The sequence below is a fragment of the Acinetobacter rongchengensis genome (assembly GCF_003611475.1).
Lineage (GTDB): Bacteria > Pseudomonadota > Gammaproteobacteria > Pseudomonadales > Moraxellaceae > Acinetobacter > Acinetobacter rongchengensis.
This window is the reverse complement of record NZ_RAXT01000045.1, coordinates 1-26,341: the sequence shown is the minus strand read 5'-3', so window position 1 is coordinate 26,341 and position 26,341 is coordinate 1. Positions and strand designations below refer to the sequence as shown.

The window sequence follows — 26,341 nt, the reverse complement described above, 5'->3', positions numbered from 1 at the left end:
GGTTCTTATACTTTATTTATTATTTAAGATAGGGTTTATTTAAACAAATTTTAGAGTTAAAAACCACAAATAATTAAAAAAAACTAAATAAAATAACTTCAACTTCGATTCAACACTTACAAAATTCTTAAATTTCTTTTAAATCATTATTTTATAAAGTGACAAAGTATATTGTTGAATCACAACTATTAATTTTATAACTGTGATTCAACATTTTTGAATTTATTACACAAAACGAATCGGCTTAAACTCAGGCTCAGGTACGTGTGAATCACACTCCTCACCTTCCTCTTTATGTCCTTTGTCGATATAACCTGTACGCTCTTTTTCAGGTACATTTTGATGTTCCCAAGCGATAACCGCTTGCATACATGTTTGGCGTTGCTCAGCAGTTAAAGCAATACCATTGGGCCATTTACCAATTTCGACTGCCGTTTTTAAACGCTCAACAATATCTGCATCTAAAATAGAAAGCATTTGTTCAATATTCATGGTCAATCCTGCTGAAATGAATCAAAATCTTGATTCCATCCAAGTTTAGTACGACATGCCATATAGAAGTCATAACCTGGTGGATGTAAGAGTATTAGTTTGAATGGATGTTTACGAATATGCAAACTATCACCGACATTTAATGAAACACTGTGTTGCCCATCGGCACTGACCATTGGCAATACACGATTTTCACGAATTAAAATTTTAATTTCACTCTGCCCGCCTACAACAATTGGACGGGATGATAAGGTATGCGGATGCATTGGGACTAAAGCAATAGCATCCATACTCGGATGTAGAATAGGCCCACCACCCGACAGTGCATAAGCAGTTGAACCTGTTGGTGTAGAAACAATCAAACCATCACTGTGTTGGCGATATACATATTGTCCATCAATATTCAATTCAAAATCAATCATATGCACAGATTTACCTGAATGAAGCACCACATCATTCAAAGCAATTGCATCATAGATTGTTTCGTTTTTTGTACGAATTTCTATTTCTAATAAAAAGCGACGATCTAGTTGAAAATCACCTTTTAACACTTGATCAAGTTTAAAAATGACTTCAGTCGGTTTTATATCGGTTAAAAAGCCCAAACGACCACGGTTTACACCTAATACAGGGGTATTATATTTAACCAAAGCACGTGCAGCATGTAACAAAGAACCATCACCACCAACCACAATAACCAGATCTGCAACTTCGCCAAGCAGTGCTTTACTGACTTTTTGGGTATTCTTATAAGGAACCAGTTCTGCCGTATCTGTATCGAAAATAGGATGCAACCCTAGACTAAGTAAATGATCATGGATAAGGCATAGCGTATCAACTACAGAGTTTTTATCTGGTCGACCAATTAAACCGATATTACGAAATGTCTTTGGTGAAATTTGCACAGGTGCTGTGGCTCCATTGAAATTCTGAGCTATAATAACACTTTCAGAATATTTTTATAAAATCATTCCTCAATCAAAAATTATTGGAATGTTTAAAAAGGCTTTAATTTTGTGTATTTCACAGTTTTATTATTGCAAATTTAAGAAAAGCTTCGCATGATTAACGAAAATAAACTGGGCATTATCATCTATATATGAAGACCGAACGTGGTATTGGCTTAATTGCATTGATTTTTTGTGTACTCGTAATTGCAGCATTTCTCGCATTTAGTATTTATTTAATTAAGCTCGACAATGTGATTCGGGACAAGTTCGAAGGTAATCGTTGGGACATCCCTGCGAAAGTTTTTGCTCGTCCTTTAGAAATCTATGCGACTGCGCCAATAGCCCAAAATGATTTTGAACAAGAACTCAAATTACTCGGTTATAAAAGTAGTGATAGTTATACCAAGTCTGGTAGTTATCTGACTCAAGCAAATTCGGTCTATGTGCATACACGTGGTTTCGATTTTGGTGATAGTGTTGACCCTGAACAAGTTCTACAAGTCACCTTCGCTGGTGATACGGTTGCAGATGTTAAAGCGACGAAACCGACCAATACGGGTATCGCCCGTTTAGAACCAATGCTGATTGGCGGTATTTACCCGCAACATAATGAAGATCGTGTACTGATTAAACTGGATAAAGTTCCAAAGCCATTAATTGAAGCATTAATAGCAACCGAAGACCGTAACTTCTATCATCATCATGGTATATCATTCCGTGGTACAGCACGGGCACTGGTCAGTAATGTCACAGGTGGTAAACGTCAAGGCGGTTCAACCCTAACTCAACAATTGGTTAAAAACTTTTTCTTAACCCCTGAGAAAACTTTAAAACGTAAAGTCAATGAAGCATTGATGTCGTTATTATTAGAATTACACTACAGTAAAGATGAAATTTTAGAAGCCTATTTAAATGAAGTAAATCTCGGTCAAAGCGGTAATTATTCTGTGAATGGTTACGGTTTAGCGTCACAATTTTACTTTGGCATGCCCTTACGTGAACTGAATATTTCTCAACAAGCCTTTTTGGTGGGTTTAGTCCAAGGGCCTACTTTATATAATCCTTGGAAAAATCCAGAAAGTGCAAAAAAACGCCGAGATATTGTACTGAACAATATGCTGGTGATGGGTTATCTCGACCAAACTCAATATGAAAAAGAAATCGCGCGTCCATTAAATGTTGTGAGCAAACCAACGGTTGGTACAGCAAGATTCCCTGACTTTTTAGATATCGTGCGTCGTCAATTAAAAACAGAATATCAAGAATCTGATTTAACCAATCAAGGACTTAGAATTTTCACCACGCTTGATCCAATTTCACAAACGAAAGTTCAAAATAGTTTTAGAGAAACTGTCAGTCGTTTAGCCAATGCGAATCCTGCACGATTAAAAGATTTGCAAGGTGCGATTTTAGTTTCACATCCTGAGAATGGTGAATTGATTGCCGCAGTTGGTTCAACCCAAGAGTTTACGGGCTTTAACCGTGCTTTAGACGCAAAACGTCAAGTGGGTTCACTGCTTAAACCTGTAATTTATTTAACTGCTTTAGAGTCAGGACGTTATAACTGGGCAAGCCAAATTGAAGACTCACCTATCAGTTTAACTGTTGATGGTAATAAATCTTGGACACCGAAAAACTATAGTGGCAGTGGTCATGGTTATGTGCCTTTAGCGCAAGCGCTTGCTAACTCATATAACTTATCTGCAGTACGTTTAGGTAATGAGTTTGGTATTTCTTCTTTTAGAAATAACTTAACTAAATTTGGTGTGACCTCGACCGTATCAAACTACCCTTCTATCTTCTTGGGTGCTGTAGATATGTCGCCTATGGAAGTGTTGAATATTTATGGGAACTTTGCTACAGGTGGCTTTAAATATCCAAATAAAGCCATTCGTACCGTGGTTGATGCAAATGGGCGACTGCTCGAACGCTTTGGTTTAAATGTCCAACAAACGATAGATCCTGCTGCTGCCTATTTGTTGAATTATGGTTTACAGCAAGTGATGAGTGTAGGTACAGGTAAAGCAGCTTACAGCACGCTTCCAACAGATTTAAAACTTGCAGGTAAATCTGGAACGACCAATGATACCCGTGACTCATGGTTTGCAGGTTATTCAGGTAATCATTTAGCGATCGTATGGTTAGGTTTGGATAATAATAAAGTCACTGGCCTAACAGGTTCATCAGGCGCATTACCTGTTTGGATTAATGCGATGAAACAATTACGTCAAAAACCTGTGAACTTACGTCAGCCTGATGATATTTCATGGCAATGGATTGATTCTGCAACTGGTGAGCTCTCAGCGCAAGGTTGTAGTGGTGCGATGTATATTCCTTTATTGCGCCATACTGTACCCAATAGTGCAACTGAATGTGGTATGCCACATTATCAAGTGGATCCACAATACATTCCCGATACACAACAAAACGCATCACAACCACAGACTAACGATAGTATAGAAAACTATATTCGCGAAAGTGAAACAGACATGGATCAAGATTTATCAAATTCTAGAGGACGTGTCATTTCAAGTGGTAGTTATCAAAATTAGACATCTATCTGATTTTGATTAGGGTCTACTGACATTACATCATCCTCAAGATAGATCAATTGTCAGTAACCCCTAAAGTTTAGATGAGTACTTATGATTAATCGTTATACAAAATATATTGTCGGTTTAACTATAATGATGACTTTAGCAGGCTGTCAAACGGCGCCCCAACACACGACTAAAGTCACTAAACCTGTAGAAAAACCAAAAACCTCACAACCCTCTGTCCCTACCCCAGATGGTGTGAAAATCACACCTTATGATCATCCTGAAATAAAACGTCAAAAAATTCCTGTGGTGATTCCACAACAAAAAGCTGCGACACAATCCTTAGATGATGGTCAAGGCAACCCCGCTTTTAAACATTTAATGCAACAAACGCAAATGGCTTTTCAAAAAGGTCAATGGGATGTTGCTGAACGTAGTGCATTGAATGCACAACGCATAGCACCGCAATCTGCTGAAACTTTTTTATACCTAGCACGTATTGCCAATCAGAAAAAGCAATATGCCAATGCTGAATCATTGGCACGTCGTGGTTTAGGTTTTGCTCAAAGCGCAACGCAGAAGAAAATGTTTTGGAATGTTATTTTACAATCAGGACAGCAACTCAAAACCCAACAAACCGTTGCAGAAGCATTGCGTCAACTACAAAGTTTGTAATTCACCTTTTCATGTCAAGCCAGCCAAGCTGAATTAAAAATGACGAATTCCCGCAATCCCATACGCATGATGCTGTTGCGCTAACTGTAAATCACTTTGAGCCAACCCACCGAGTGCAAAGACAGGAATATCACAAGTCTTTGCATAATCCGCGAAGCTTTCCCAACCCAATACAACAGTATCAGGATGTGTTGGTGTGTTTAAAACAGGACTTAAAGTCACTGCATCAAAACCTAATTGCTGCGCTCGCTGCAAAGAAACTAAATCATGACAGGCTGCTATACAACGGCTTCCGATGGGTAATTGCCCTACTGTTAAATTCATCAATTGATGCTGTTTAAAATGGATGGTCGTGATCTTTTTTTGCAGTTGTTTTGGTAATTGTTGCCATAAATCAATATTCAGTATCAATTGAGATAAATCTTGATCATTTATGCTGTCCAAATGGGTTAATTGCTCAGCTAGATCTTGACCAGCTTCTATTCTCCAATAAAAAAGTTGCTCTTTTTTACCAGCTACATAATTCGACAATTGATCAGAAATTTTAATCTGATGTGACCAATATAAGCGTTGAATAATACGTTTATTTGCTTTAGGAAAATTTAATTTTAATAACTGGTCACGTGTGTACCAAGCCCACGGCGTTTGAATCTCCGTTAAATATTTTTCTGGAACAATTGCATAAAAAATATGTAAGAAAATCTCTACGTCCTCATAGTCATGATGAATCACATCAAATGCATGCCATTGTTGAATACCAATCCCCACTTCTTCAAATATTTCTCGACGGCATGCCTCCTCAGGACTTTCCCCTGCTTCAACCTTTCCACCGGGAAACTCATGTTTATTGCCCTGATGTTGCTCTGCTTTGCGCCAACCAACCAATATTTTTCCTCGATGTAACAATAGTCCGATTGCAACATCAATCTTGGGTTTAGACATAAATTCGCTCATCTGAAGTTTTAAGAATTGTAAGTAATTATAGATATTTTATAAATCATAAAAATTATCGTTGACAGATCTATTCGATAATGATTATCATTTAAATCACTTGAACAGCACCCCACTTGGAGCAATAACAATGAACGCACCTTTTAGCCTATTCACACGTAACAACGAAGCACATCAATCTCTTCCAATGTTACATTCAAATAATTTATTTGCCTTAGGACGTGAAATCCGCATTATGCATGCAGGCGAAGAATATCGCTTACGTTTAACGCGTAATAACCGTTTGATTTTAACCAAATAACTAAAACAACAAGTTTCAAAACAAAAAACGTGGGAACAAGCAGTATGAATCAGCGCATACTGCTTTTTAAATATTACTTCTGACATTATTTTAACGTAAATATACACATACATTTAAACCGCCATATTCTGACGATGAAAATTCAATCTGCCCTTGATGTAATGCAATAATTTTCTTACAAATCGATAACCCTAAACCTGAACCTTGTGTCTGCGTACCTAAAGCCCGATAAAAGCGTTCACCAAGCCTGTCTAATACGTCCTGCGGAATTCCTGATCCATCATTTTCAATTTCATAGAAAATATGATTATTTAAATGCCCGAAACGAATATAAATATGACCTAGCACTGGAGTATAGCGAATCGCATTGTCGATTAAATTTCGCATACAAATGAAGATTAATTCTGTATTTACGTAAATATCCGATGCTTCACGATCAATATGGATGTGAATCTGTTTTTCATTGATAAAAGGTTCAAGTGCTTTGAGTATATCTTGTGTTAAAGCCTCTACACTGACCCAAGTTCGTGGCAACTGGGCTTCATCCATTGGATCTAAACGTGCCAGTAATAATAAGTTTTCTAATACTTGTGTTCCGCGATTGACATCATTTTGAATCAATTGTAATTGCATTTTTAACTCAGGCATTTCAGCATATTTGCGTTGTAAAAGTTGTAACCGTAACTGAATCGCAGAGAGTGGTGAACGTAATTCATGTGATGCATCGGCAGTGAATCGTTGCTCTGCAACCAGCGCCTGATCTAATCGAGTCAGCATTTGATTTAACTGATTCACCATCGGTTGTAATTCTTTTAACTCAGGTTTTGGTTGATCAATTAAATTGAGATCATTCACACCTTTTTCCGCAATATCTTTCGACAATTGTTGAATCGGTTTAAATTGTTTTTTAATGAGAAAATGCGAAATCAACCACTGTACAAACCAGAGTCCTAACAAAATAAGCAAATAACTTAAAACACTGTGTTTTAAATCCTTAAAGCGAATTTCTAATGGTTGTATCACCTGAACTCTTAACTGAGTTTCATGGTCGAAAACGTGATAACTGCGCAATAACTTATGACCTGACCAAATAAACGAGTAAGCATCCTGCTGAGCAAAAACGCTTGGATTTTGAGTATTCAGGTCAAATTGAGCCGATTGGGTCAAACGCATATTTTGATTTGATAATTGATATTGGATATCAAATTCATCACTCAACTCATCTATTTGTGAGCCTGAGCTTGAACTTAAATCTGAAATCATCAGCATATCTGCAATTTCGTCCATAATTTCATCTTGAACTTGCATGGTCTGATAGACTGAATGAGCAATTAATAAAATAAACGCAACCAAACCTGCGATCACTGAGCTCAACATTGAGGTCTTGATCAACTTGGATTGTAACGACACTGCTTGTTGCGTCATCTTAGATCCTGCATTTTCAATCATGTCATTCACTTTTTTCTTGATTCATGCGGTAACCTAGGCCACGAATTGTTTTAATGAAATGACTTCCTATTTTCTTACGTAATTGATAAATAAAAACTTCAATCGCATTACTCTCAATTTCATCTCCCCATGCATATAGCGATTCTTCGAGTTGCTCTCGAGTCACGATATGCTCTGGCTTGACCATCAACCGATATAAAATCTGAAATTCTTTTGCAGTCAGATTGACAAGCTGATCACCCAGAAAAACAGTCTTTGCTTGAATATCTAAACTCAGGTTTGCATATTTGATGACATGCTGTCCAGACGTTTGCGTCTGTCTCAATTGAGCACGAACCCGTGCCGATAGTTCCTCAAGACTAAATGGTTTAATCAAATAATCATTTGCACCTAAATCTAAACCTTGCACACGATCTTGAATGCTGTCTTTTGCCGTGAGAAAAATCACAGGAATAGCACTATACTTTTGTTTTAAAATTTTTAAAATTTCATCACCCGAAGCATTGGGTAATCCTCGATCTAACAATACACAGTCATAATGATGTTGCTCTATTGCTAAAATCGCATAATCACCACGCTCAACCCAATCGACATTATAGCCATCCATTTCCAACCAAGATTTAATGCTTTCAGCTTGGGACACATCATCTTCTGCAAGTAATAGCCGCATCTATAGACTCTCTAGGGTTGATCATATTTAGCGTTATAAGATATTCAAACATATACATATATGTTTTATATTTTACATCAAAAAAACCACAGGATGGACTCATGTGGTTTTTGGTAAAATCAGTACAAAGAAAACTGCTTGTTGCTTTATTTCACAAAACAAATACTTAAAACTTAACGCTATCTACATCAATTTCAACACGTTTTAGAGGCTTATAATCCACATCTACTTCACCAATCAAGGTCACAGTGGTATTGGCTGAAATAGGTTTACCTTGCCATAATTCATCATCAATATCGACAGTGATTAAGCCTGTATTATCACGGAATTGATACTTCTCATCTCCTGTGGCTTTTACAACATGACCACGCAGTTGAACCTTAGTATTATCTTTTAACGTTAACGCTTGCTTGACTGTGATTAAACTCGGCGTCAATGCTGATTGATTCACCGCTGTTGTATTCACATTGTTTGCAGTTGCAAATGTTGTTGCGCCTGTTAAACCTACAACCAAAACAACTTTATTGAATAAATTCATGGTTAAATCCTCATCATCTATATCGTTTCAATGCGATTATTTAAACAAATAAACATGAGGTGAATCTTAAGATTTCCTCATGTTCAAATTTAAGCAAATTTTAATCCTATTTCGGCACCTAGTTTTTGATTCGCAGTGCTTCGATCGATATGTTTGATTCAAAGAACTTCATTCAAAATGTACCACTTAAAATGTTTAATTTAATGGCACGACTCTCAATACTTCTTCTAAAGTTGTCGTACCCTCAAGCACTTTTCGAGCACCACTAATTCTTAATGGTTCAATCCCTTCTTTCTTCGCCTGAGCACGCAAATCATCTAAAGTTGCATTGGCACTGATTTTTTGCTTTGCCTCTAAACTGATTGGCATAAATTCATAAATCCCCACACGACCTTTATAACCTGTATGACGACATTCTTCACAGCCTACAGCTTTAAAGACAAAGTTTGGCATTTTAGTTTGATAACCAAAAGTTAAATGCTTCCACTCTTGCTCATTAATAAAAGATTCTTGCTTACAATGCGGGCATAATTTTCTCACCAAACGCTGCGCAAGTACCCCGAGAATTGTAGCGGCTGTCAAAAATGGCTGAATACCTAAGTCATGCAAACGCGTCAAACTAGAAGGCGCATCATTGGTATGTAATGTTGATAAGACCAAATGCCCCGTCAACGCCGCTTGGATTGCCATATTGGCGGTATCTTGGTCACGAATCTCACCGACCATAATAATGTCAGGATCTTGACGCATTAATGCACGAATACCATCTGCAAATCCCAGCTCAATCCCTTGATTGACCTGCATTTGGTTAAAACTTGGCTCAAGCATTTCGATTGGATCTTCAATGGTACAAACATTGACTTGTTCCGTCGCCAACTGTTTCAGTGAAGAATATAAAGTCGTGGTCTTTCCTGAACCTGTTGGACCAGTCACGAGAATAATACCGTGACTATGCTGCGTTAAACTATTCCACTGCGTTAATAAATGCTCATCAAACCCCAGCTGTTGAAAGCTTCGTACCAAAACTTCAGGATCGAAGATACGCATCACTAACTTTTCACCAAATGCTGTCGGCAAAGTTGAAAGACGTAATTCGGTTTCTTGTCCTTTTGGAGTACGTGTTTTTAACCGCCCATCTTGCGGTTTACGTTTCTCTGCAACATTCATGCGACCTAAAATTTTAATACGAGAAATTACCGCAGTCAGCGTGTTGGCAGGCATATTATAAATAGTGTGCAATACCCCATCGATTCGGAAACGAATCTTGCCTTTTTCCTTACGTGGTTCTAAATGGATATCACTCGCTCCCTGCTCAAAAGCGAACTGTAAAACCCAATCGACCAATTTGACAATGTGCTGATCATTGGCATCAGGATTTTGCGTATCACCCAACTGTAAAAGTGCTTCTACGCCTTTATTTTCTTTATCGTAATTCCCAGATTTTTGTGAAGAACTAACCGCTTTACTGACTTGATAATATTCAACTAAATAGCGTTGTAATTGTTCAGGATTTAAAACCACACGTTCAATTTTTTTAGGACTCAAGCTGCGTTCTAAATTTTGCACCCAATCGGTAGTGAAAGGTTGTGCCGTACCAATCAAAATAGTATCGGCAGTCACCCCAACTGCTAAAATTTTATTTCTAAGTGCGAACTCTTGTGACATCACCCCCGTCAAAGATGTTACATCGGCTTTTAAAGGATCTATAGTAAATACATTCAGTTTTGATTTTTCAGCCAACCACTCCGTTAAATTGGTTAACGTTAAACGTTTAACAGGATCTTTTGCATCGACCAGTTTAAAGCTGGCAATCCATTGCAAAGGATGCCACTTGAGTTGGTCCCGTTGTCGATGTGTGGTTTGCACCAATAGTTTTTCGCGCTCTGTAATTCGACCGTCTTTTAATAATTGTTCTAAACACCATGTGGTATCGATTTCAAAATTAAATTGCATTGTTATATCCCCAAATCTAGACCTACTATAACAAAAATGAGTCTTTGAGTTGCTTTCATTTTAAATGATTTACCAATAACTGGTTTTAAGCACAATATAAATTAGGCCGATATGAATGAGGTATAAATGCAAATGCCATCAATATTTGATTCGTTCAATCCATATATAGTGAGTTAAATCATTTGAGGGAATATCAATTTAGAGAATGGATATGTTTAAAAATTAGTCGAGAAATTTTAAGGGAATGCCGAAATATAGCATCAATCTATCGAAATCAATGACATTGATTTTTTGTTATTAAATTTTATATCTTACTGATTCGATAGCGGTCAATTTGACTCGCAAAAGCACTGTTGTATAAAAAGTTCTATTCAATAAAGAAGTTATTAAATAAGCCGTTAAATAGAAGATGCTGTTGTATAAATTACATGACGATTGATAAAGCACCATGCAACTTATACAACAAATTAGGCAATCTACCCTATAACCAATCAAGCTTATTGAGCAGTATAACCACCATCCATCACAACAGCTTGACCAGTGACACCACCCGCTTTTTCACTTGCCAAGAAAATTGCATAATCAGCAATCTCATTCACGCTTAGCAAACGCTTTTGCGGTACCATTGCCAAGATAACATCTTCCAACGCACTGCTTTCACTCACATTACGTGTTTTTGCAAGATCAGCAATTTGTCCACGAACCAATGGTGTATCGACATAACCTGGACACAACGCATTCACGGTAATACCATCACGAGCCGCTTCAAGTGCAGCCACTTTAGTCAAACCAATGACGCCATGCTTGGCACTGTTATAGCCTGCTTTTCCAGCAAAACCAATTAAACCATTGATCGAAGCCATATTGATCACACGACCATATTTTTGTGCTTTCATGATTGGAAACGCATGCTTGATGCCGATAAAAGAACCCACAAGCATCACATTTAACAGTTTTTGAAAAGTCTCCGTTGGAAAGTCTTCAATCGCTGCAACATGCTGGAAACCCGCATTATTAATCAGAATATCCAAGCGTCCATAAGTCTGATGCGCAAGTGCGATTGCAGCAGCATAACCTTCTTCATTCGACACATCGCAAGGAGCAGACAACGCATCAAAACCTTCGCTTTTAAGTGCCAAAACTGTTTCATTACATTTTTCGCTATTCATATCTGAAATGACGACTTTTGCACCTTCCAAGGCAAATTTTTTCGCAATTTCTAAACCAATACCGCTTGCAGAACCTGTAATAAATGCAACTTTATCTTTGAGCATTTGACTCATTATTTACTCCTTATTTCAAAAATATTTCTTACGCAATTAAACAATACCGAACCATGTAAATGCTGCAATCACAACAAATACGGCAATGGTTTTAATCACTGTAATCGCAAAAATATCTTTATAAGATTGTTTATGGGTAAGACCTGTTACAGCAAGTAAAGTAATGACTGCGCCATTATGCGGTAAGGTATCCATACCACCAGAAGCCATTGCTACAATACGATGCATGACTTCAGGCGGAATACCCATTGCAGTAATTGCAGCATTATATTGATCTGCCATCGCACTCAAGGCAATACTCATACCACCTGATGCTGAACCTGTAATCCCTGCCAATACGGTCGTGGTCACTGCACCATTGACCAACGGATTGGTAAATGTTTGACCTAAAGCATGACTAATCACGGCAAAGCCAGGTAGCGCTGCAATAATGGCACCAAAACCATATTCAGATGCAGTATTCATCACCGCTAATAATGAACCACCAATACTCGCATTCACACCTTCTTTAAAGCTGTTAAATACACGACGGAAATCAAACAAAACTGCGGCAATAATTCCAACAATTAAAGCCAAACCAACGGCCCAAATTGCTGAAGTTTTAGCAACATCTACAGTGTAGTTGGCAAGACCGATCGCATTAAAATCAAAGCCATTTGGGTACCATGTTTTAATTGCAGTCGATAGATATTTATTGGTCACAGCCACTAAAATCAGCGGAACAAAGGCCATGAATTGACGCAAACCAGAACCATTAGAAAGATCATGTGAAGTATTATCTAATAATTGCTGTTCAGCAGCAGTCAATGTAATGCCTGATGTAAAACCATCACCATTACGTGCAGCTACACGGCGACGCCATTCTAAATAACTTAAACCAACACCTAGAACAAATATCGCACCAATAATTCCTAAAAATGGTGCTGCGTAAATATTTGTACCAAAGAATGTTGTTGGAATAACGTTTTGGATCTGCGGTGTCCCTGGAAGTGCATCCATGGTAAAAGTAAACGCACCCAAAGCAATTGTGCCAGGAATCAAACACTTAGGAATATCTGCTTGTTTAAAGAGTTGATTTGCAAAAGGATATACTGCAAATACCACAACAAAAAGACTAACACCACTATAGGTAAGGATTGCACCAAGGAGTACAACTGTCAGCATGGCATTTTTAGAACCAATGAGCTTCACAATCGTTTTAGCGATAGATTCAGCAATACCTGACATTTCAACGACTTTACCAAAGATTGCACCGAGTAAGAACACGAGGAAATAGTCTTTAATAAAACCAACCATTTTCGGCATAAATACGCCTGAATAAAATGGTAAAACATTTGCAGGGTTAATCAGCAATACAGCGAGCAAGGCACAGATGGGTGCCATGAGAATTACAGAAAAGCCTCTGTAGGCTGTATACATCAACAGCCCTAGAGAAAGTAGAATTACACCTAAATCCCACATATTTTACTCCATCCTTAAAGAATATATGTCCGTTCAGCGTCAATATTTATTTCAAATATATTTTCGAGACATTAAAATCCATTAATATCAATTTGTTAAAGCAAGTTTAACAATAAAGACTACCTGTCAATTGGCCTAACTTTGTCAATTTCAGCTTCGATAAAGCTTTAAATATTGATAAATCAAAGTAAGCATATTCAATTTATTGATTAAACTATAATGCATTTAAATCAGCTCATTATTTCAAAATAATCATTGAGTAATAAGAAAAATTGATTAATCAAATTTGAAATATTGCATAAAAAAAGTGCAATAAAATCCGTTCAGAATCTGAAATAGTTCACTTTATTTAACAAAAAATTCAAGCGAAATCTCAACTTTTCATATGTTTACAAAGCCATAGCTCTATTTGTTTTAAACTTGTTCACTTATACTCTTTTTAGTCGTTTGATACTGTGTATTGATCAAACGATCAATATTTTAAAGTTGTATGATTTTGATGATTGCAGATAAATCGATGCTCTTCTGATTTTATGTATTAGGAAAATTTGACTAGGTTAAATCATGACACTTAAACAATTAAAAGCTTTTTTAGTTCTCGCACGCACTTTAAATTATGCCAATGCAGCCGATGAACTTTGTTTAAGTCAGTCTGCTTTGAGCTTAAGTATCAAGACCTTAGAAGAAGAATTAGGCGGTAAACTATTCAAACGAAATACCCGCCGTGTCGATATTACTCCCGAAGGTCTGTCTCTCATTCCCTATGCAAAAAAACTTTTAGCAAACTGGGAGGATATGGAAAAAGATGTTAAACAGCGTTTTAAATTACATCGTGGCACATTAAATATTGCATCTATGCCTTTTGCGACCCATGCTGTTTTACCCGCAGTAATGCATGAATTTTCCAAACTTCATCCAAATATTAGTTTTTCTATACATGATGTAACCAATGAAAAAATTATCGAAAAAGTACAAGAAGGTATTTTTGAAATTGGGATTTGCTATGAACCCAAACACAGTGAACAACTGACCTTTGAACTTGTATTTAAAGAAGACTTCGTCGCATTGGTACCCAAAGATCATGCTTTAGCAAAACGTAACAGTGTATCGATGGCGGAATTGTGTTCTTACCCTTTTGTGACCTTGCAAAAACCTTCGATTATTCGTCATGTGATTGAACAAACTTGCATTGCAAACAACTTAGTTTTAGACCTAAAAGTTGAATGTCATCAAATTAGTTCATTGTCTCACTTTGTTGCTTATGGCATGGGTGTCACCGCGATACCAAGGCATTTTCAGAAATTTATTGATAAAGAGCAAAATGTTTTAATCGAAATTGATGAAGGAAATGTCCATCTACCGCTTGGCGTGATCTATAAAAAAGATTTCGAGCTGTCTAATATCTCAACGCAATTTATCGAAACATTATTAAAGCATCGTTTTTAAAGTCTCTTTTTCAGTTAAAAAATAGCATGATCAAATTTCACTCTGGGATAAAAGCAACTGTGTAAACCCGTTTTGAGAATCCTAACTGAGTATTTCGGACTGAATACATCATGCGAATTAAAAATTAAATCCCCCCATTCTCTTCATATACCAAATTTTCTATTTTTTTAAAGACTCATCAACGATGATTTCGCGATATCCCACCGATAAAATGATTAATGAGTTTTTCTTATTACACGTTAAAAACATTCAATTTCTAAAAACTGCCCTCAATGCTAATAATAAAATATACAAATGGACATAAGGTAATCAGGATGAATAAAGTTGTAGCAAATGCTCAAGATGCTTTAGCAAATAATGTTAGCAATAATCAAACCATCGCTGTAGGCGGCTTTGGCTTATGTGGTATTCCTGAAGCATTAATCGATGCTTTAAAAGAAACTGGTGTTACTGGCTTAACCTGTATTTCAAATAATGCGGGTGTCGATGATTTTGGTTTAGGAAAATTATTGCAAACCAAACAAATTAAAAAAATGATCTCATCATATGTCGGTGAAAATAAAGAATTTGAACGCCAATACTTAAATGGTGAACTCGAAGTAGAGCTTACGCCACAAGGAACTTTGGCTGAAAAATTACGTGCAGGTGGTGCAGGTATCCCCGCATTTTTCACGCAAACAGGTGTAGGCACACTGATTGCTGAAGGCAAAGAAGTACGTGAATTTGATGGTAAAGCGTACATTTTAGAACATTCTTTAACTGCCGATATTGCACTCATCAAAGCTTATAAAGCAGATAAAGCGGGCAACTTGGTATTTCGTAAAACCGCACGTAACTTTAACCCTGAATGTGCTATGGCAGGGAAATTCACAATCGTTGAGGTTGAGCAAATCGTTGAAATTGGTGAGATTGATCCTGATGATGTTCATTTAGCTGGTATTTATGTAAATAAAATTGTCCTCAATCAAACACCTGAAAAACGCATAGAACAAATGACTTTAAAAGCAACGGAGGCTTAAATCATGGCTTGGACACGTAATGAAATGGCGCAACGTGCCGCACTTGAACTTGAAGATGGTTTTTATGTGAATTTGGGTATTGGTTTGCCGACACTGGTTGCTAACTATATTCCTGAAGATATTGATGTTTGGTTACAGTCAGAAAATGGTTTATTGGGTATCGGTGAATTTCCAACTCAAGATACAGTCGATGCAGATTTGATTAATGCTGGTAAACAAACCATTACCATGAAAAAAGGGGCTGCTTTATTTTCTAGCGCTGAATCTTTTGCCATGATTCGAGGTGGACACATCAATATTACTATTTTAGGTGCGATGGAAGTTTCTGAAACTGGTGACCTTGCAAACTGGATGATTCCAGGGAAGAAAGTTAAAGGTATGGGCGGTGCTATGGATTTGGTTGCAGGCGTGCAAAAAATTGTGGTGCTGATGGAACATAATGCAAAAGATGGTAGTCCTAAAATCGTCAATCAATGCAGTTTACCTTTAACGGGTAAAGGTGTTGTAAATCGTGTGATTACAGATTTGGGTGTCATGGATATCACTGCTGATGGCGTAAAACTTATTGAACTTGCTAAAGATGTCAGTTTAGCGCAAATTCAAGCCGCGACTGGTGTTGAGTTGATTACGAGTGGTCTTTAGTTATTTTAGTCTGTAGTTATTTTAGTTTGAAGCAGCTTCGGCTTAACCTTCTTTGCAGTGAAAAAATAATGCCTTAAATTCTAAGGCATTTACAGTTTTAATTACAGGTTCAAGCATTTACAGCTCTGTCTGTAAATACTTTCCCACCCATTCTTTCTTATGATGAGTGGGAAGCAATTGCTATGCCTCAACAACAGCAGTTAGTTGACGAGACGAGACATTAGTTTTTCTTCAATAAAAACACGCATCATCAAACTCTTGTACCCATTTTTCGAGTTTTCCTATTTCTTCAAAATATCCCTGATAATCAATATCATCAAAGACACTTTTTTGAGGCTTACCAAATCGAAAAAAAGAATCTCCAATTTAAATATTTGGTAAATCAAGAATATCTAAATATTTATTAATGTGATTAGAATACTTATTAATAAAATCTGTTGGCTCTTTGATTAGAGTGTATTGACATTTGTTGCTTAAAAAAATAGTGAGATAGTAAAATTAAATCGCCAAACACAATTTTACTCTCGCTATGCCTCGTACAATGTTAAATAATCAACACTGGTCTAAGTTAATTGCTATTTTCCGTCACTTTAATATTTATCTCAAATTAAATTTGAGAAATTTTATCGAAGCTATTCTATTTCGTATCCGAACAGGTTGTCCTTGGAGAGATTTACCTCAAGAATTCGGCAAGTCTAACTCTATTTTTAAGAAATATAATCGTTGGTCTAAAAATAATAAATTCATGAATATATTTAAGTTATTTATTAAGCACGCTGATAAAGAATGGATTCTTATTGACGGCAGTCATGTCAGAGTACATCAACACTCAGCAGGAATTAAGCATCAAGATATTTCTAAAAATATCGGTGGTAATAGCTCTAAAATACATTTAGCGGTTGATTCGAATGGTAATCCAATTGAATTTATTATTTCAGATGGAACCTCTCATGACATAAAAATTGCCCCAGATCTCGTATCAAAACTGGATTTGAATAAATCAGAAATCCTATGTGCTGATAAAGGCTATGATTCAGAAAGTCTTAGAAATCAAATTGAATCAACAAAACAAAGACTAACATTCCTAAAAAATCCAATACAAAATCTAATAATGTCAACAGACCCTAAGTTAGTGCATCTAGTATACTGCCACACTGTGTAAACCTAATCTACATTGATACTGTCTTACTTTATACCATTCCCAAATTACACCTTTCTTAGATAAAATTATTGTGCAACAAGCGTTAAAACATGCTTTTTGTGAATTTTTGCTGAAACCATAATTTGAGCTTCAAAATTGACTTCTCTGACATCAAATTTCATTGAAAGTGAATGCCCTAGATAGATAAGTTCAGATAATTCAAAACGATGAAAATCAATACCATGATGAATTTGTTTCGAAAATGCCTTAAATATGCTTTCCTTTGCAGAGAAGACCAATGTAGCCGCTATTTCTTTACTTATTCCTTTTGCTGTCAATAACTGAAGCTCTCGTACAGAATAAACTTTCCCCTCTATTCCTGAGAAATCCATTTTTGTCATGATCGGTTCGATATCAATTCCTACAAAGCAAAGGGCTTTTGATGATGTAACCGCACACATTGCCATGGTATTGCTATGCGTTAATGTGCCAATCAAATCTTTAGGAAATATCGGCTCTTTACGCCCGCCAATTATCACTTGCTCTAAGCAAAGTTTTTCAGGCATTGCAGCTAATGCCAATTTTGCTGCATAGCGCCCTGCTAAAAACTCACTTTGCCTAACAGTGGGATAGGACTGCAACTGGGTTGGAAGCAGAATTGAGAGTTCATCAAATAGATTCATATCAAAATATTGCTGATTAAACTCACAATACGCCAAATACAAATCAAAACACGGTTCATAGAGCAACTTGTGCATTTTTATAAACCGATTTGGAAGCGCACAACGAATATAAGAATTCACAAAACGATTCAGCACTGCGTCAATCTCAAATGATTGATTGAAATGAATCAGGGCAGAAATCACGCCACCCCGATCCATTGAATTTTATTTGCTCAGCTCAACCATCGCTTTCACCAACTTAGAAATCCCTTGAAAGATATCCTTTAAGTTAGCGTGGTCATCCATATAAGCTGGTGTTGTAACCAAGCGATGCGTCGTATCTACAACACAATCATTGGTTTCACAAACCTGATGCACAGCACCTGTTTTCTCAATCTCAGCAGCCGTCCCAGCATGATGACCAATCGTCAGTGTAGGTTGAAGATCACCAAACGTCAGTGCCAATAATGCAGGAGAAATACAAATCGCACCGATTGGTTTATTACTTGTTTTAAACGCCTGCAGAACAGCAATCACGGATTGCTCTACCTCACCTTCTGAACCTTTAAAAGCAAAACTCGACAGATTCTTTGCAACGCCAAAACCACCAGGAATAAGCAGCCCATCAAACTGTTCTGCTGCCAATTCAGTAATCGGACTAATCTTGCCACGTGCAATTCGACCTGCTTCTTGTAGTACATTTCTAGTTGCAGATTGATCTGGCTCACCTGCTATATGATTCACTACGTGATATTGTTGGATATCAGGTGCAAAAATACTGTATTCAATACCTTCAATATCCAATGCCAATAGCGTTAAAACAGACTCTCGAATTTCTGCGCCATCCAAATAACCACAGCCTGATAGAATAACCGCTACTTTTTTCATATTCATTCCTTAATTTTCTTAATGATGTGTTACACACAAATAATAAGTTTATTTATTAAATCGTAATATATCCGAATACGTCATAAATTATCCTTAATCGAGCATTTTGGTTTTACGAATTTCTCGTGGAGTCATACCAAAAAGTAGTTTGAACTGCTCAGTAAATCGAGATTGAGATTGATAACCACATTGCTCTGCAATATTACCAATATGAAATTGTGTTGTTTGTAATAAATGCAGACCATAACCTAATCGCGCTCGATTGCGAATATCTTGAATATTATTACCTTCAGTTTTTAGCTTACGTCTTAATGTTGAAGCACTCATAAATAAATTAGAAGCGATTAAATCCACAGGCCAATCACAAGAAATATCATTTGAGATCATTGATTGAACCTTCTCACTTAAACTCGGAGGCTCAACAATATTACAAACATCTTTGTAGCCTGAATGATAAATAATCTCCAGTATTTCTCTTTTTCTCAGTCTCATTACTTGAGCAGGTGCAATCGATGAGAACTCCATAAATTGGCATAATGCACTGGCAAGTACAGGGTTGATGTCACCCTGAAAATATTTTTTATACGGCGCTGGGCTTTTAGGGAGTTCAGAAAAATCTTCATGTTCAAAATCAATAAGTACTGCAAAATATTCTTCTTGAATCGGAATATTACGCATATCTATTCGAGGACTATTCGATAAAAATACAAAGCTACCCGACAGACATTCGACTGAGCCAGATTTACCCAATTGCTTAGTACCGCTCAATATAAAAATGAGTAATGGCTTTATAATCGGGACATTGGTAATCATCTGTTCTTTATGAGATGAATAAACTGAAAAAGGTAATTGTGATTGGTTTTTAATTGCTTTTTTAGCAACTACAATAATATTATCCATAATTAAGCGTTCGGGATATAAGCAAACTCTTCCATCTTATATCCCAAAACTTTACCCCTAATATTAAATTAATGTCCCATAAATAAATTTAAAGTTTTTAAAAATCGACATGATAATTAAAACCTAAAGCCAAATTCTTTTGATGATGACCATTATCTAGATCGATGTAAGTTCCCAATAAATAGAGCTCCCCACCTTTAATCCAATTATAGAAAGCACCCAGTGTTAAACTTTGACCATCTCCAGAATAACGTGAACCATTGATCAATTTAAAATCTGCATTCGACACATACCCAATTGCAGCAGCAACCCGACCAAAATTGGCAATCGGCTTTTGAACAGAAAGATTCAAATATTCATCTTTACCAGAACGCGTCGTATTAATGTGCTCATATGAAGAAGACCACTACCAATCATCAACCTTTTTACGATAATACAATCTGGTTGCATTTTTATTATTGCTCTCATTCGCAACCGTTGGCTTTTCACCTAGATCAACATATTAGATTCCCAGCACATCCGCTTCATCACTATATTCTAGACCAAGGTGTATATCACCATCAGAATTTGTACCAGTATAACCAAGATTCGCTTTTAGATTATTCATTTTAGGGGAATAATAGAAAATACTATCGTTCGTAAACCCCCGAGTCATACTCGAGAAACCAAAGCTACTTGCTGCAAATGTTGTTCCTGCAGGCGTATCCCCAAATGGGTCTCCTTGTTTACCTGCTAGTTTATAAGCGGTATTCATTTTACCCACTTCAAGCGAGCCATACTCTGGATCACTAATAGAGTAACTACTGATCATTTTATCTGTATCAATAAAATGATCACCCATAAAATCAATCGCTGTATGGTAGCTATACTTAAATGTGGTTGTGCCACACTTTAATAAAACTGAACCACCTACTCTCGATGCATTATTCGATGTTTTTCTATATGCATCTTCACCTGACAGATTATCTACATCAAAATAACCGAGTGCATAAGCCAAACGTAGATTCAGCTTATAATCTGGCTCACATGATGGATTTGCAAACGCAGAAACAGGCAATACTAAAAGTGAAATTATCGTCAAAGTTTTCATATATTTCCTTTGTATAAAGCTTAGGCGAGAAAATCACTTTTCTCGCCTAATTTTTTATATGCCTCGATGCTGGTAGTGGTCATCTAAGATCATGTTTGTTTCTAATGTTTCAGGCTGCAAAATTGCCTTTTCAACAATTGCAATGACTTCATTGAGATCTTGCGCAGCCATAATTTCTGCCATAGAAAATGATACTTTCTGTCCAGGTAAAGAAAACTCAGACTCAAGAGCATTGACAAATCGAACAATACCCAATGATGCGAGTCCATTATCATTCAGGCTAAGTTCTCTATTCACCTCAAGCCCAGAGATTTTTGCAGCCGTTTCTAGCACAACCTCTGCAGTATCCATAACAGGTTTGTCATACTCTGCGTTGCTGCCCACTGATTTGATGCGTTGAATAATCATTGCAACCAAATTGCGAAGCAAGGTATCTGCTGGCTGAATTAACTTTGCAAAAATAACGACTAAACCAACCACATAGAAATATTCATACCATTCGACTGGAACTGGTTCAGGGCTAAACCAATAGAAACTTTTACGATCGTCCCACCAATTCCACCATTCACCGCTACGTGTGGCTGCGTAGTACCACTGCCCAACCATTTGATGAAATAGAAAGCAAGCATAAGCAGTAGGTGCAAGGAATTGGAATGGACTCATTCTTAACAGTCTGGCAGTAAAGCCCTTACCTGTACTGAGTGCAAAAATCCAAAGTAAAGTCAGTGGAGCAAATGAACGGCTGTAGATTTCATCCCAAATACGATTGGTTATTGCAGGATCTGCATAACTATTTGCACCCTCAGGTCTCATGAAATAAGCATCTACAGGGACTTGGGTCACTTCAGGGCCAAAATGTGTGTAGCCTTGAGCAATGTGTGCGATACTGACACAAATAATAATCAGTGTAATTGCATCAGCAACATAGCCCCAAATATGCGAACGTTTTTGCTCAGTGGGTCTAATGGCATCATATAAGAATGCAGCACACATGCCGACCAAGAAATACACCATCCAGAAAGGTGCAAATAGATAGAAGCCTAAGCCTGTCGCATTTTCTTTACCCGCCAATTCAACCTGAGCCGCTGAAGGCGTTGTCTGTAATCCTGTCGCAGGATCAAATAGACCATATCCAACAAAGTCAACAACAAATCCGTACCAGAACCCCATTAAGATTACGATATTCGTCGTTAATCCAATCGCTATATACATGAGGATTTTCTTAACATTACCGCGTTGCTTATACAAGGCATTGTAAATCATCGGGAATATAACAAGACATTGGAAATACATCGAAATAAACCACAGGTAAAAACCAATGAACCAGCTCGCCCCCCACAATGGCGTTGCTTGTAAACCTGTCGCATGAATTCCAAATGATAAAATGACATTGCCTAGCCAAGAACCTTCGATCCATGGCGTTCCCTGACAATATGATGCAGTACCTTCGTGAACTAAAGGTCCCCAACTAAAACTAGGTATAAACGTTGATGGGTGACAACTGACAAATAAATTACCCATCGCAAAAATAATCGCCAATGCATACAGAGGATACATCACCGCTACTCTTGCTTTTACAAAAGCAAATTTATTTTGAATTATCGCAGGCATGAGAATAGCAAGAGAAAAACCCGCTAAGATAAAGAAACTATTTACGTGCCATTGGAACTGACGGAGATTATTAAATGCTTCCCATGAGTTATTCGCACCAATATGCATAAACATGACATAACATGCCAAAATAAATCTGAAGCCCGCGATTGTCTCCCAATCCACTTTTGGCTTGTCAAGGCGATTCGTATTTAAAGCAAGTTCACTGATGTTTGTAGTCGCGACTTTGTTCTCTTTGCATTCTGAAGTTATCGCTATATTTTGCTGATTCGGGGAAGATTGCGTCGTTATACCTAGCGATTCTGCCATGACATTTCGCTTATATTTTTTACTGTTCGTCATTGGTAAATCATTTTTATCAACGACTCTCCAAATCGAAGGAATTTTATGTGCTGAGACTCCACGTTTGAGTAAAAAAGAGCGTAACTCATTTACCCACTTACTTTGATTCTCCAAACTAAATGCTGGGTCAGATGAAACGATTGCGCACCCTACCTCTTCACCATAAGTTTCAGATGGCACGGGAAAACATATCGCGATATCAATAGTCGAATGACTGGTTAAATTGTCTTCTATTTCAGCAGGTGCAATCTGTTCACCACCCCTTTTGATTAACTCTTTCAGTCGACCTTCTAAGCTCAAATGACCAAAAGCATCCATCTGACCCAAGTCACCCGTTAAAAACCAAGTGCGGATTTCACCTGATTGAGGCAATGGCATTAAAAATCGAGATTTATTATTGGCTTCAGGATTCTCTTTATAACCAGAAAAAACTGTATCACCTGCAATCGCAATTTCACCAGCAACACCAAAAGGTTGCGGTTTAAGGGTAACTGGATCAACGATTGCCAATGACGCAATTAATGGCACGCCAACAGAACCCTCCTTAATCTCCCAGCTCATTTCTGTCTGAGCAGGCTGCGAAATAGGCATGAGTTCAGACATACTATAAGTCGGCAACACTGGGCAATCATAGGTCTTCATGAGCGCCAGTCGATCTTCTTCTTTGAGCGCAGATGCGCCAGAGCGAATCAAGCGTAGGTTGTGTTCAGACCATACACCATCATGATCTAAATATTGCTCTCGATTTTCCTGAAGATAACGTAAAGTTGCCAGCTGAATAGTAGGTACAGCTGAATACCATGTTGGTTTAGGATTGGATTGTACCAATGCTTCAGCCATAAGTTGTGGGTTATATAAACCTTCACATGTGATCGCTGCGCCAACAGATAAACTTGCCAAGATCGAAGCAGATATACCACCAATATGATCCAACGGCATCACACTATAGGTCACATCGAATTCATTAATTCCAACACTATCTGCTAAAATTGTGCTGTTTAGAACCAAATCTTTTTGCTTGAGTGGCACAACCTTTGGCATAGAAGTCGTGCCAGAAGTTCTGAGTAGAAGGCAGTCATCATGTGAATGAGTGATTAACTCTGGCTGGTTTTCATATCCATCTAAGGAATGTTTAAATTTAAATAAGCCTGGATGTTGAGATGAAAGTGGGCTGACATGATGTAATGATTTATTGTTACTTTTGCAATATTCTTCACAAGCTGCAATGACATTTTTTGCATTCACACCTCCAAATAAAATAACATGCTCTACTTGAAGTTGTTTTAGTGCAGATAAGGCTTCAGCCTGTGTCATTGTGGTAGAAAGCGGAACAGCACATGCCTGAGCTGCGACGGTAAGGAAAGCAACAGCACCTTCTGCACTGCCGCCAGAAGGCGCCATATATGCAACGATCTGTCCACTTTTAACTCCTACTCGTCTGAGATCACCTTCCCCCCCTGAACGAATAAATGAAAGTAAATCCCCATAAGTGGTACATATTTGGTTATTTTGCTCTCTAGCAAGCCTAAACAAAGGAGATGATTGGGCTCGTCTTTCCAATAATTCTATAATTGTGGTCGCTTGTCCTTCAGAATGAATCGAAACATGAGCGACTTGTACTTCTGTATCAATTCTTCTAGAACTGAATTTACACGTAGCTTGTTGAGTGCTTTCCGTTCTTTGGCTTGCTGATGAAATGTCTGTTATACAATGTTTTATTTCATCCTTAATCGGTTTTGCGATCGTACTACTAATTTCATGATCACTGTCCAAATAAAAAATTTGAGTATTCGGATTTTTATCATGTAGTACCAATGATTCGGACCACGGTTTTAGAGCATCATGTTGTCCAATTAAATGTATGGCTTGATTTTGATTATATTCCTTAGCACATTCTGGTAAACCTGCAAGCTTTCTCATATCCAATAGTGGAATGGCAGCACCAGCACAGGCATAAATAGACGTTTTAAAAGGAATATTAGAATTTATATTAAACTGGGTTTCTCTACCCATGTAGCTTTGAACTGCATCCAGTAATGCAGGATCATTCGGTAAATTATTTACCAAGCTAGCTATGTATCCTCCTTGACTAAACCCATAAATTGCATCAAAAGGTCCATGTATTTCAATAGCCAACAAAACACTTTCTATCGCACAACAAATACTCTGCAATAATGCTCGATGATCTAAATTTTCCCAATCAGATTTAGGCGGTAGCCATGAATACCAAGGTCCTTCAACCAATCCTGTCAATTCAGATAAACGAATATCTGGAGACTTAACTTGGATGGTGCCATTAAGATAAGAGATATCATAATCTTGGTCATTAAGTTCTAAATTCTGAAGTTGTAATTTGGTAATTATTTTATTACTACCATTTCCATGAAGGGCTAAGATTTTTCGCTGCATTTTCGGTGTTTGGTTTTCTTGAGCAGACATGTTATTTTCCTTCGTTTAAGAAACATGTATTGCGAATAAGGTTCAATAGCCTTCTGAGCTACATGTTCAATAGTTCAAGAAGCTATTGAGATGCTTTATCGTTTATATAGAGCTTCTATCGTACTTGATGCCAACGAATGGGCTTTGACCATATAACCTGTTAACGCCCCAGATGCATCAGCAGGTAATTCCAGTTTCTTTGAAAGTGCATACACTGTGAATTGGTAGCGATGTGCGCCATGACCTTGAGGTGGACACGCTCCCCCAAATCCTTTTTGACCATAATCATTAGTCACATCTATCACATCTTTATAATCAAGCTTGCCATTACCAGATGGAATTGAAGTCACTTCAGCAGGGATATTCACCACTTGCCAGTGCCACCAACCACTACCCGTCGGAGCATCTGGATCATAAGCCATGATTGCATACGCTTGTGTCCCTGCTGGGGCACCACTCCATGACAACTGTGGCGATTTATTTTCGCCTGAACAGCCAAAACCTTGGAATTCAAACGTATTTTTCATGAATGCGCCATGCGCAATATCGGTACTTTTTAATTTGAATTCATCAGCATGTGTGAATCCAGCAGCCAAGCCGATCAAAGGCAACATGAGTTTTAAAATAGATTTGTACATTAGTATCTCTGTTTATGGAAAACAGGGTGATCTTAATATTTTTAATTCACTCACATTCTCTCTAATACGCCATTTTTTCGCCTAAACAAATCAATTTTGTTAATATTTAGTATATAAGCTGTATCATGATCATTTCTCAAATTCTCCGAGTTGATAATGTATCAACTTCTTATTTATTCCTAGTTATAAGCTGTCTAAATAAAAATAGAATCAATGTCCAACTCTATACACAACAGAACGCCCATGTTGATAAAAAATGC

At 37.3% G+C, this 26,341-nt stretch carries 22 protein-coding genes and 1 pseudogene; 7 read left to right on the top strand and 16 right to left on the bottom strand.

The window, feature by feature from the left end; translation table 11 throughout:
* Positions 1-225: 225 nt before the first annotated feature.
* Complete coding sequence (locus tag D7V20_RS15065; protein WP_120384953.1) at positions 226-492, bottom strand: YeaC family protein; 267 nt, start codon at positions 490-492, stop codon at positions 226-228.
* Positions 493-494: 2 nt separating this feature from the next.
* Positions 495-1,397 (bottom strand): NAD(+) kinase, encoded by a 903-nt coding sequence (locus D7V20_RS15060; RefSeq protein WP_407923969.1) that lies wholly within the window; start codon positions 1,395-1,397, stop codon positions 495-497.
* A gap of 194 nt (positions 1,398-1,591) precedes the next feature.
* Between D7V20_RS15060 and mrcB the strand changes: the two genes are divergently transcribed.
* Together mrcB and D7V20_RS15050 are read left to right on the top strand one after the other, a co-directional pair.
* Positions 1,592-3,994, top strand: coding sequence for a penicillin-binding protein 1B (mrcB, locus tag D7V20_RS15055; protein ID WP_120384951.1), 2,403 nt, complete (start codon positions 1,592-1,594; stop codon positions 3,992-3,994).
* Positions 3,995-4,087: 93 nt separating this feature from the next.
* Complete coding sequence (locus D7V20_RS15050) at positions 4,088-4,657, top strand: tetratricopeptide repeat protein (protein ID WP_120384950.1); 570 nt, start codon at positions 4,088-4,090, stop codon at positions 4,655-4,657.
* Between the two features lie 33 nt (positions 4,658-4,690).
* On the opposite strand, the gene D7V20_RS15045 is transcribed toward D7V20_RS15050, so the two are convergent.
* Complete coding sequence (locus D7V20_RS15045) at positions 4,691-5,599, bottom strand: NUDIX domain-containing protein (RefSeq protein WP_120384949.1); 909 nt, start codon at positions 5,597-5,599, stop codon at positions 4,691-4,693.
* A gap of 139 nt (positions 5,600-5,738) precedes the next feature.
* On the opposite strand from D7V20_RS15045, the gene hemP reads away from it, so the two are divergent.
* On the top strand, positions 5,739-5,909 hold the full coding sequence (hemP, locus tag D7V20_RS15040; RefSeq protein WP_010112877.1) for a hemin uptake protein HemP: 171 nt from the start codon (positions 5,739-5,741) through the stop codon (positions 5,907-5,909).
* A 90-nt stretch (positions 5,910-5,999) separates the two neighbouring features.
* Here the strand turns inward: hemP and D7V20_RS15035 are convergent, their stop codons facing one another.
* From D7V20_RS15035 to D7V20_RS15010, 6 genes are all read right to left on the bottom strand, one after another.
* Entirely contained in the window at positions 6,000-7,334 is a 1,335-nt protein-coding gene (locus D7V20_RS15035) for a sensor histidine kinase (protein ID WP_120384954.1), read from the bottom strand.
* Between the two features lie 25 nt (positions 7,335-7,359).
* A complete protein-coding gene (locus D7V20_RS15030; RefSeq protein ID WP_120384948.1) occupies positions 7,360-8,028 on the bottom strand; it encodes a response regulator transcription factor in 669 nt (222 codons plus the stop codon).
* A gap of 166 nt (positions 8,029-8,194) precedes the next feature.
* Positions 8,195-8,566, bottom strand: a complete 372-nt coding sequence (locus D7V20_RS15025; RefSeq protein ID WP_120384947.1) for a NirD/YgiW/YdeI family stress tolerance protein — start codon at positions 8,564-8,566, stop codon at positions 8,195-8,197.
* A gap of 195 nt (positions 8,567-8,761) precedes the next feature.
* A complete protein-coding gene (locus tag D7V20_RS15020; protein WP_120384946.1) occupies positions 8,762-10,519 on the bottom strand; it encodes a GspE/PulE family protein in 1,758 nt (585 codons plus the stop codon).
* Between the two features lie 497 nt (positions 10,520-11,016).
* Positions 11,017-11,802 (bottom strand): 3-hydroxybutyrate dehydrogenase, encoded by a 786-nt coding sequence (locus D7V20_RS15015; RefSeq protein ID WP_120384945.1) that lies wholly within the window; start codon positions 11,800-11,802, stop codon positions 11,017-11,019.
* 36 nt (positions 11,803-11,838) lie between these two features.
* A complete protein-coding gene (locus D7V20_RS15010) occupies positions 11,839-13,263 on the bottom strand; it encodes a GntP family permease (protein ID WP_120384944.1) in 1,425 nt (474 codons plus the stop codon).
* Between the two features lie 564 nt (positions 13,264-13,827).
* On the opposite strand from D7V20_RS15010, the gene D7V20_RS15005 reads away from it, so the two are divergent.
* The 4 genes and pseudogenes from D7V20_RS15005 to D7V20_RS14990 form a co-directional block, all read left to right on the top strand.
* Complete coding sequence (locus D7V20_RS15005) at positions 13,828-14,709, top strand: LysR family transcriptional regulator (RefSeq protein ID WP_120384943.1); 882 nt, start codon at positions 13,828-13,830, stop codon at positions 14,707-14,709.
* A gap of 314 nt (positions 14,710-15,023) precedes the next feature.
* The gene (locus D7V20_RS15000; RefSeq protein WP_120384942.1) at positions 15,024-15,728 is read left to right on the top strand and encodes a CoA transferase subunit A; all 705 of its coding nucleotides are present in this window, start codon (positions 15,024-15,026) and stop codon (positions 15,726-15,728) included.
* A gap of 3 nt (positions 15,729-15,731) precedes the next feature.
* Positions 15,732-16,370, top strand: coding sequence for a 3-oxoacid CoA-transferase subunit B (locus D7V20_RS14995; protein WP_120384941.1), 639 nt, complete (start codon positions 15,732-15,734; stop codon positions 16,368-16,370).
* Positions 16,371-16,899: 529 nt separating this feature from the next.
* A pseudogene (locus D7V20_RS14990) lies at positions 16,900-17,483 on the top strand (IS5 family transposase); the annotation flags it as partial.
* Between the two features lie 114 nt (positions 17,484-17,597).
* On the opposite strand, the gene D7V20_RS14985 reads toward D7V20_RS14990, so the two are convergent.
* The 7 genes from D7V20_RS14985 to D7V20_RS14955 all read right to left on the bottom strand — a co-directional run bounded on the left by D7V20_RS14985 (position 17,598) and on the right by D7V20_RS14955 (position 26,081).
* Positions 17,598-18,194 carry a 4'-phosphopantetheinyl transferase family protein gene (locus tag D7V20_RS14985; RefSeq protein ID WP_171407840.1) on the bottom strand — a complete coding sequence of 199 codons (597 nt, stop codon included), beginning with the start codon at positions 18,192-18,194 and terminating at the stop codon, positions 17,598-17,600.
* Positions 18,195-18,398: 204 nt separating this feature from the next.
* The gene (gene elbB, locus D7V20_RS14980) at positions 18,399-19,061 is read right to left on the bottom strand and encodes an isoprenoid biosynthesis glyoxalase ElbB (protein ID WP_018678922.1); all 663 of its coding nucleotides are present in this window, start codon (positions 19,059-19,061) and stop codon (positions 18,399-18,401) included.
* Positions 19,062-19,154: 93 nt separating this feature from the next.
* On the bottom strand, positions 19,155-19,961 hold the full coding sequence (locus D7V20_RS14975) for an AraC family transcriptional regulator (RefSeq protein ID WP_120384939.1): 807 nt from the start codon (positions 19,959-19,961) through the stop codon (positions 19,155-19,157).
* Positions 19,962-20,058: 97 nt separating this feature from the next.
* The gene (locus D7V20_RS14970; RefSeq protein ID WP_120384938.1) at positions 20,059-20,313 is read right to left on the bottom strand and encodes a hypothetical protein; all 255 of its coding nucleotides are present in this window, start codon (positions 20,311-20,313) and stop codon (positions 20,059-20,061) included.
* Between the two features lie 150 nt (positions 20,314-20,463).
* Positions 20,464-21,051, bottom strand: a complete 588-nt coding sequence (locus tag D7V20_RS14965) for a porin family protein (protein ID WP_120384937.1) — start codon at positions 21,049-21,051, stop codon at positions 20,464-20,466.
* A gap of 54 nt (positions 21,052-21,105) precedes the next feature.
* Positions 21,106-25,443, bottom strand: a complete 4,338-nt coding sequence (locus D7V20_RS14960; protein ID WP_120384936.1) for an AMP-binding protein — start codon at positions 25,441-25,443, stop codon at positions 21,106-21,108.
* A 95-nt stretch (positions 25,444-25,538) separates the two neighbouring features.
* A complete protein-coding gene (locus tag D7V20_RS14955; protein ID WP_120384935.1) occupies positions 25,539-26,081 on the bottom strand; it encodes a YbhB/YbcL family Raf kinase inhibitor-like protein in 543 nt (180 codons plus the stop codon).
* Positions 26,082-26,341 lie beyond the last annotated feature (260 nt).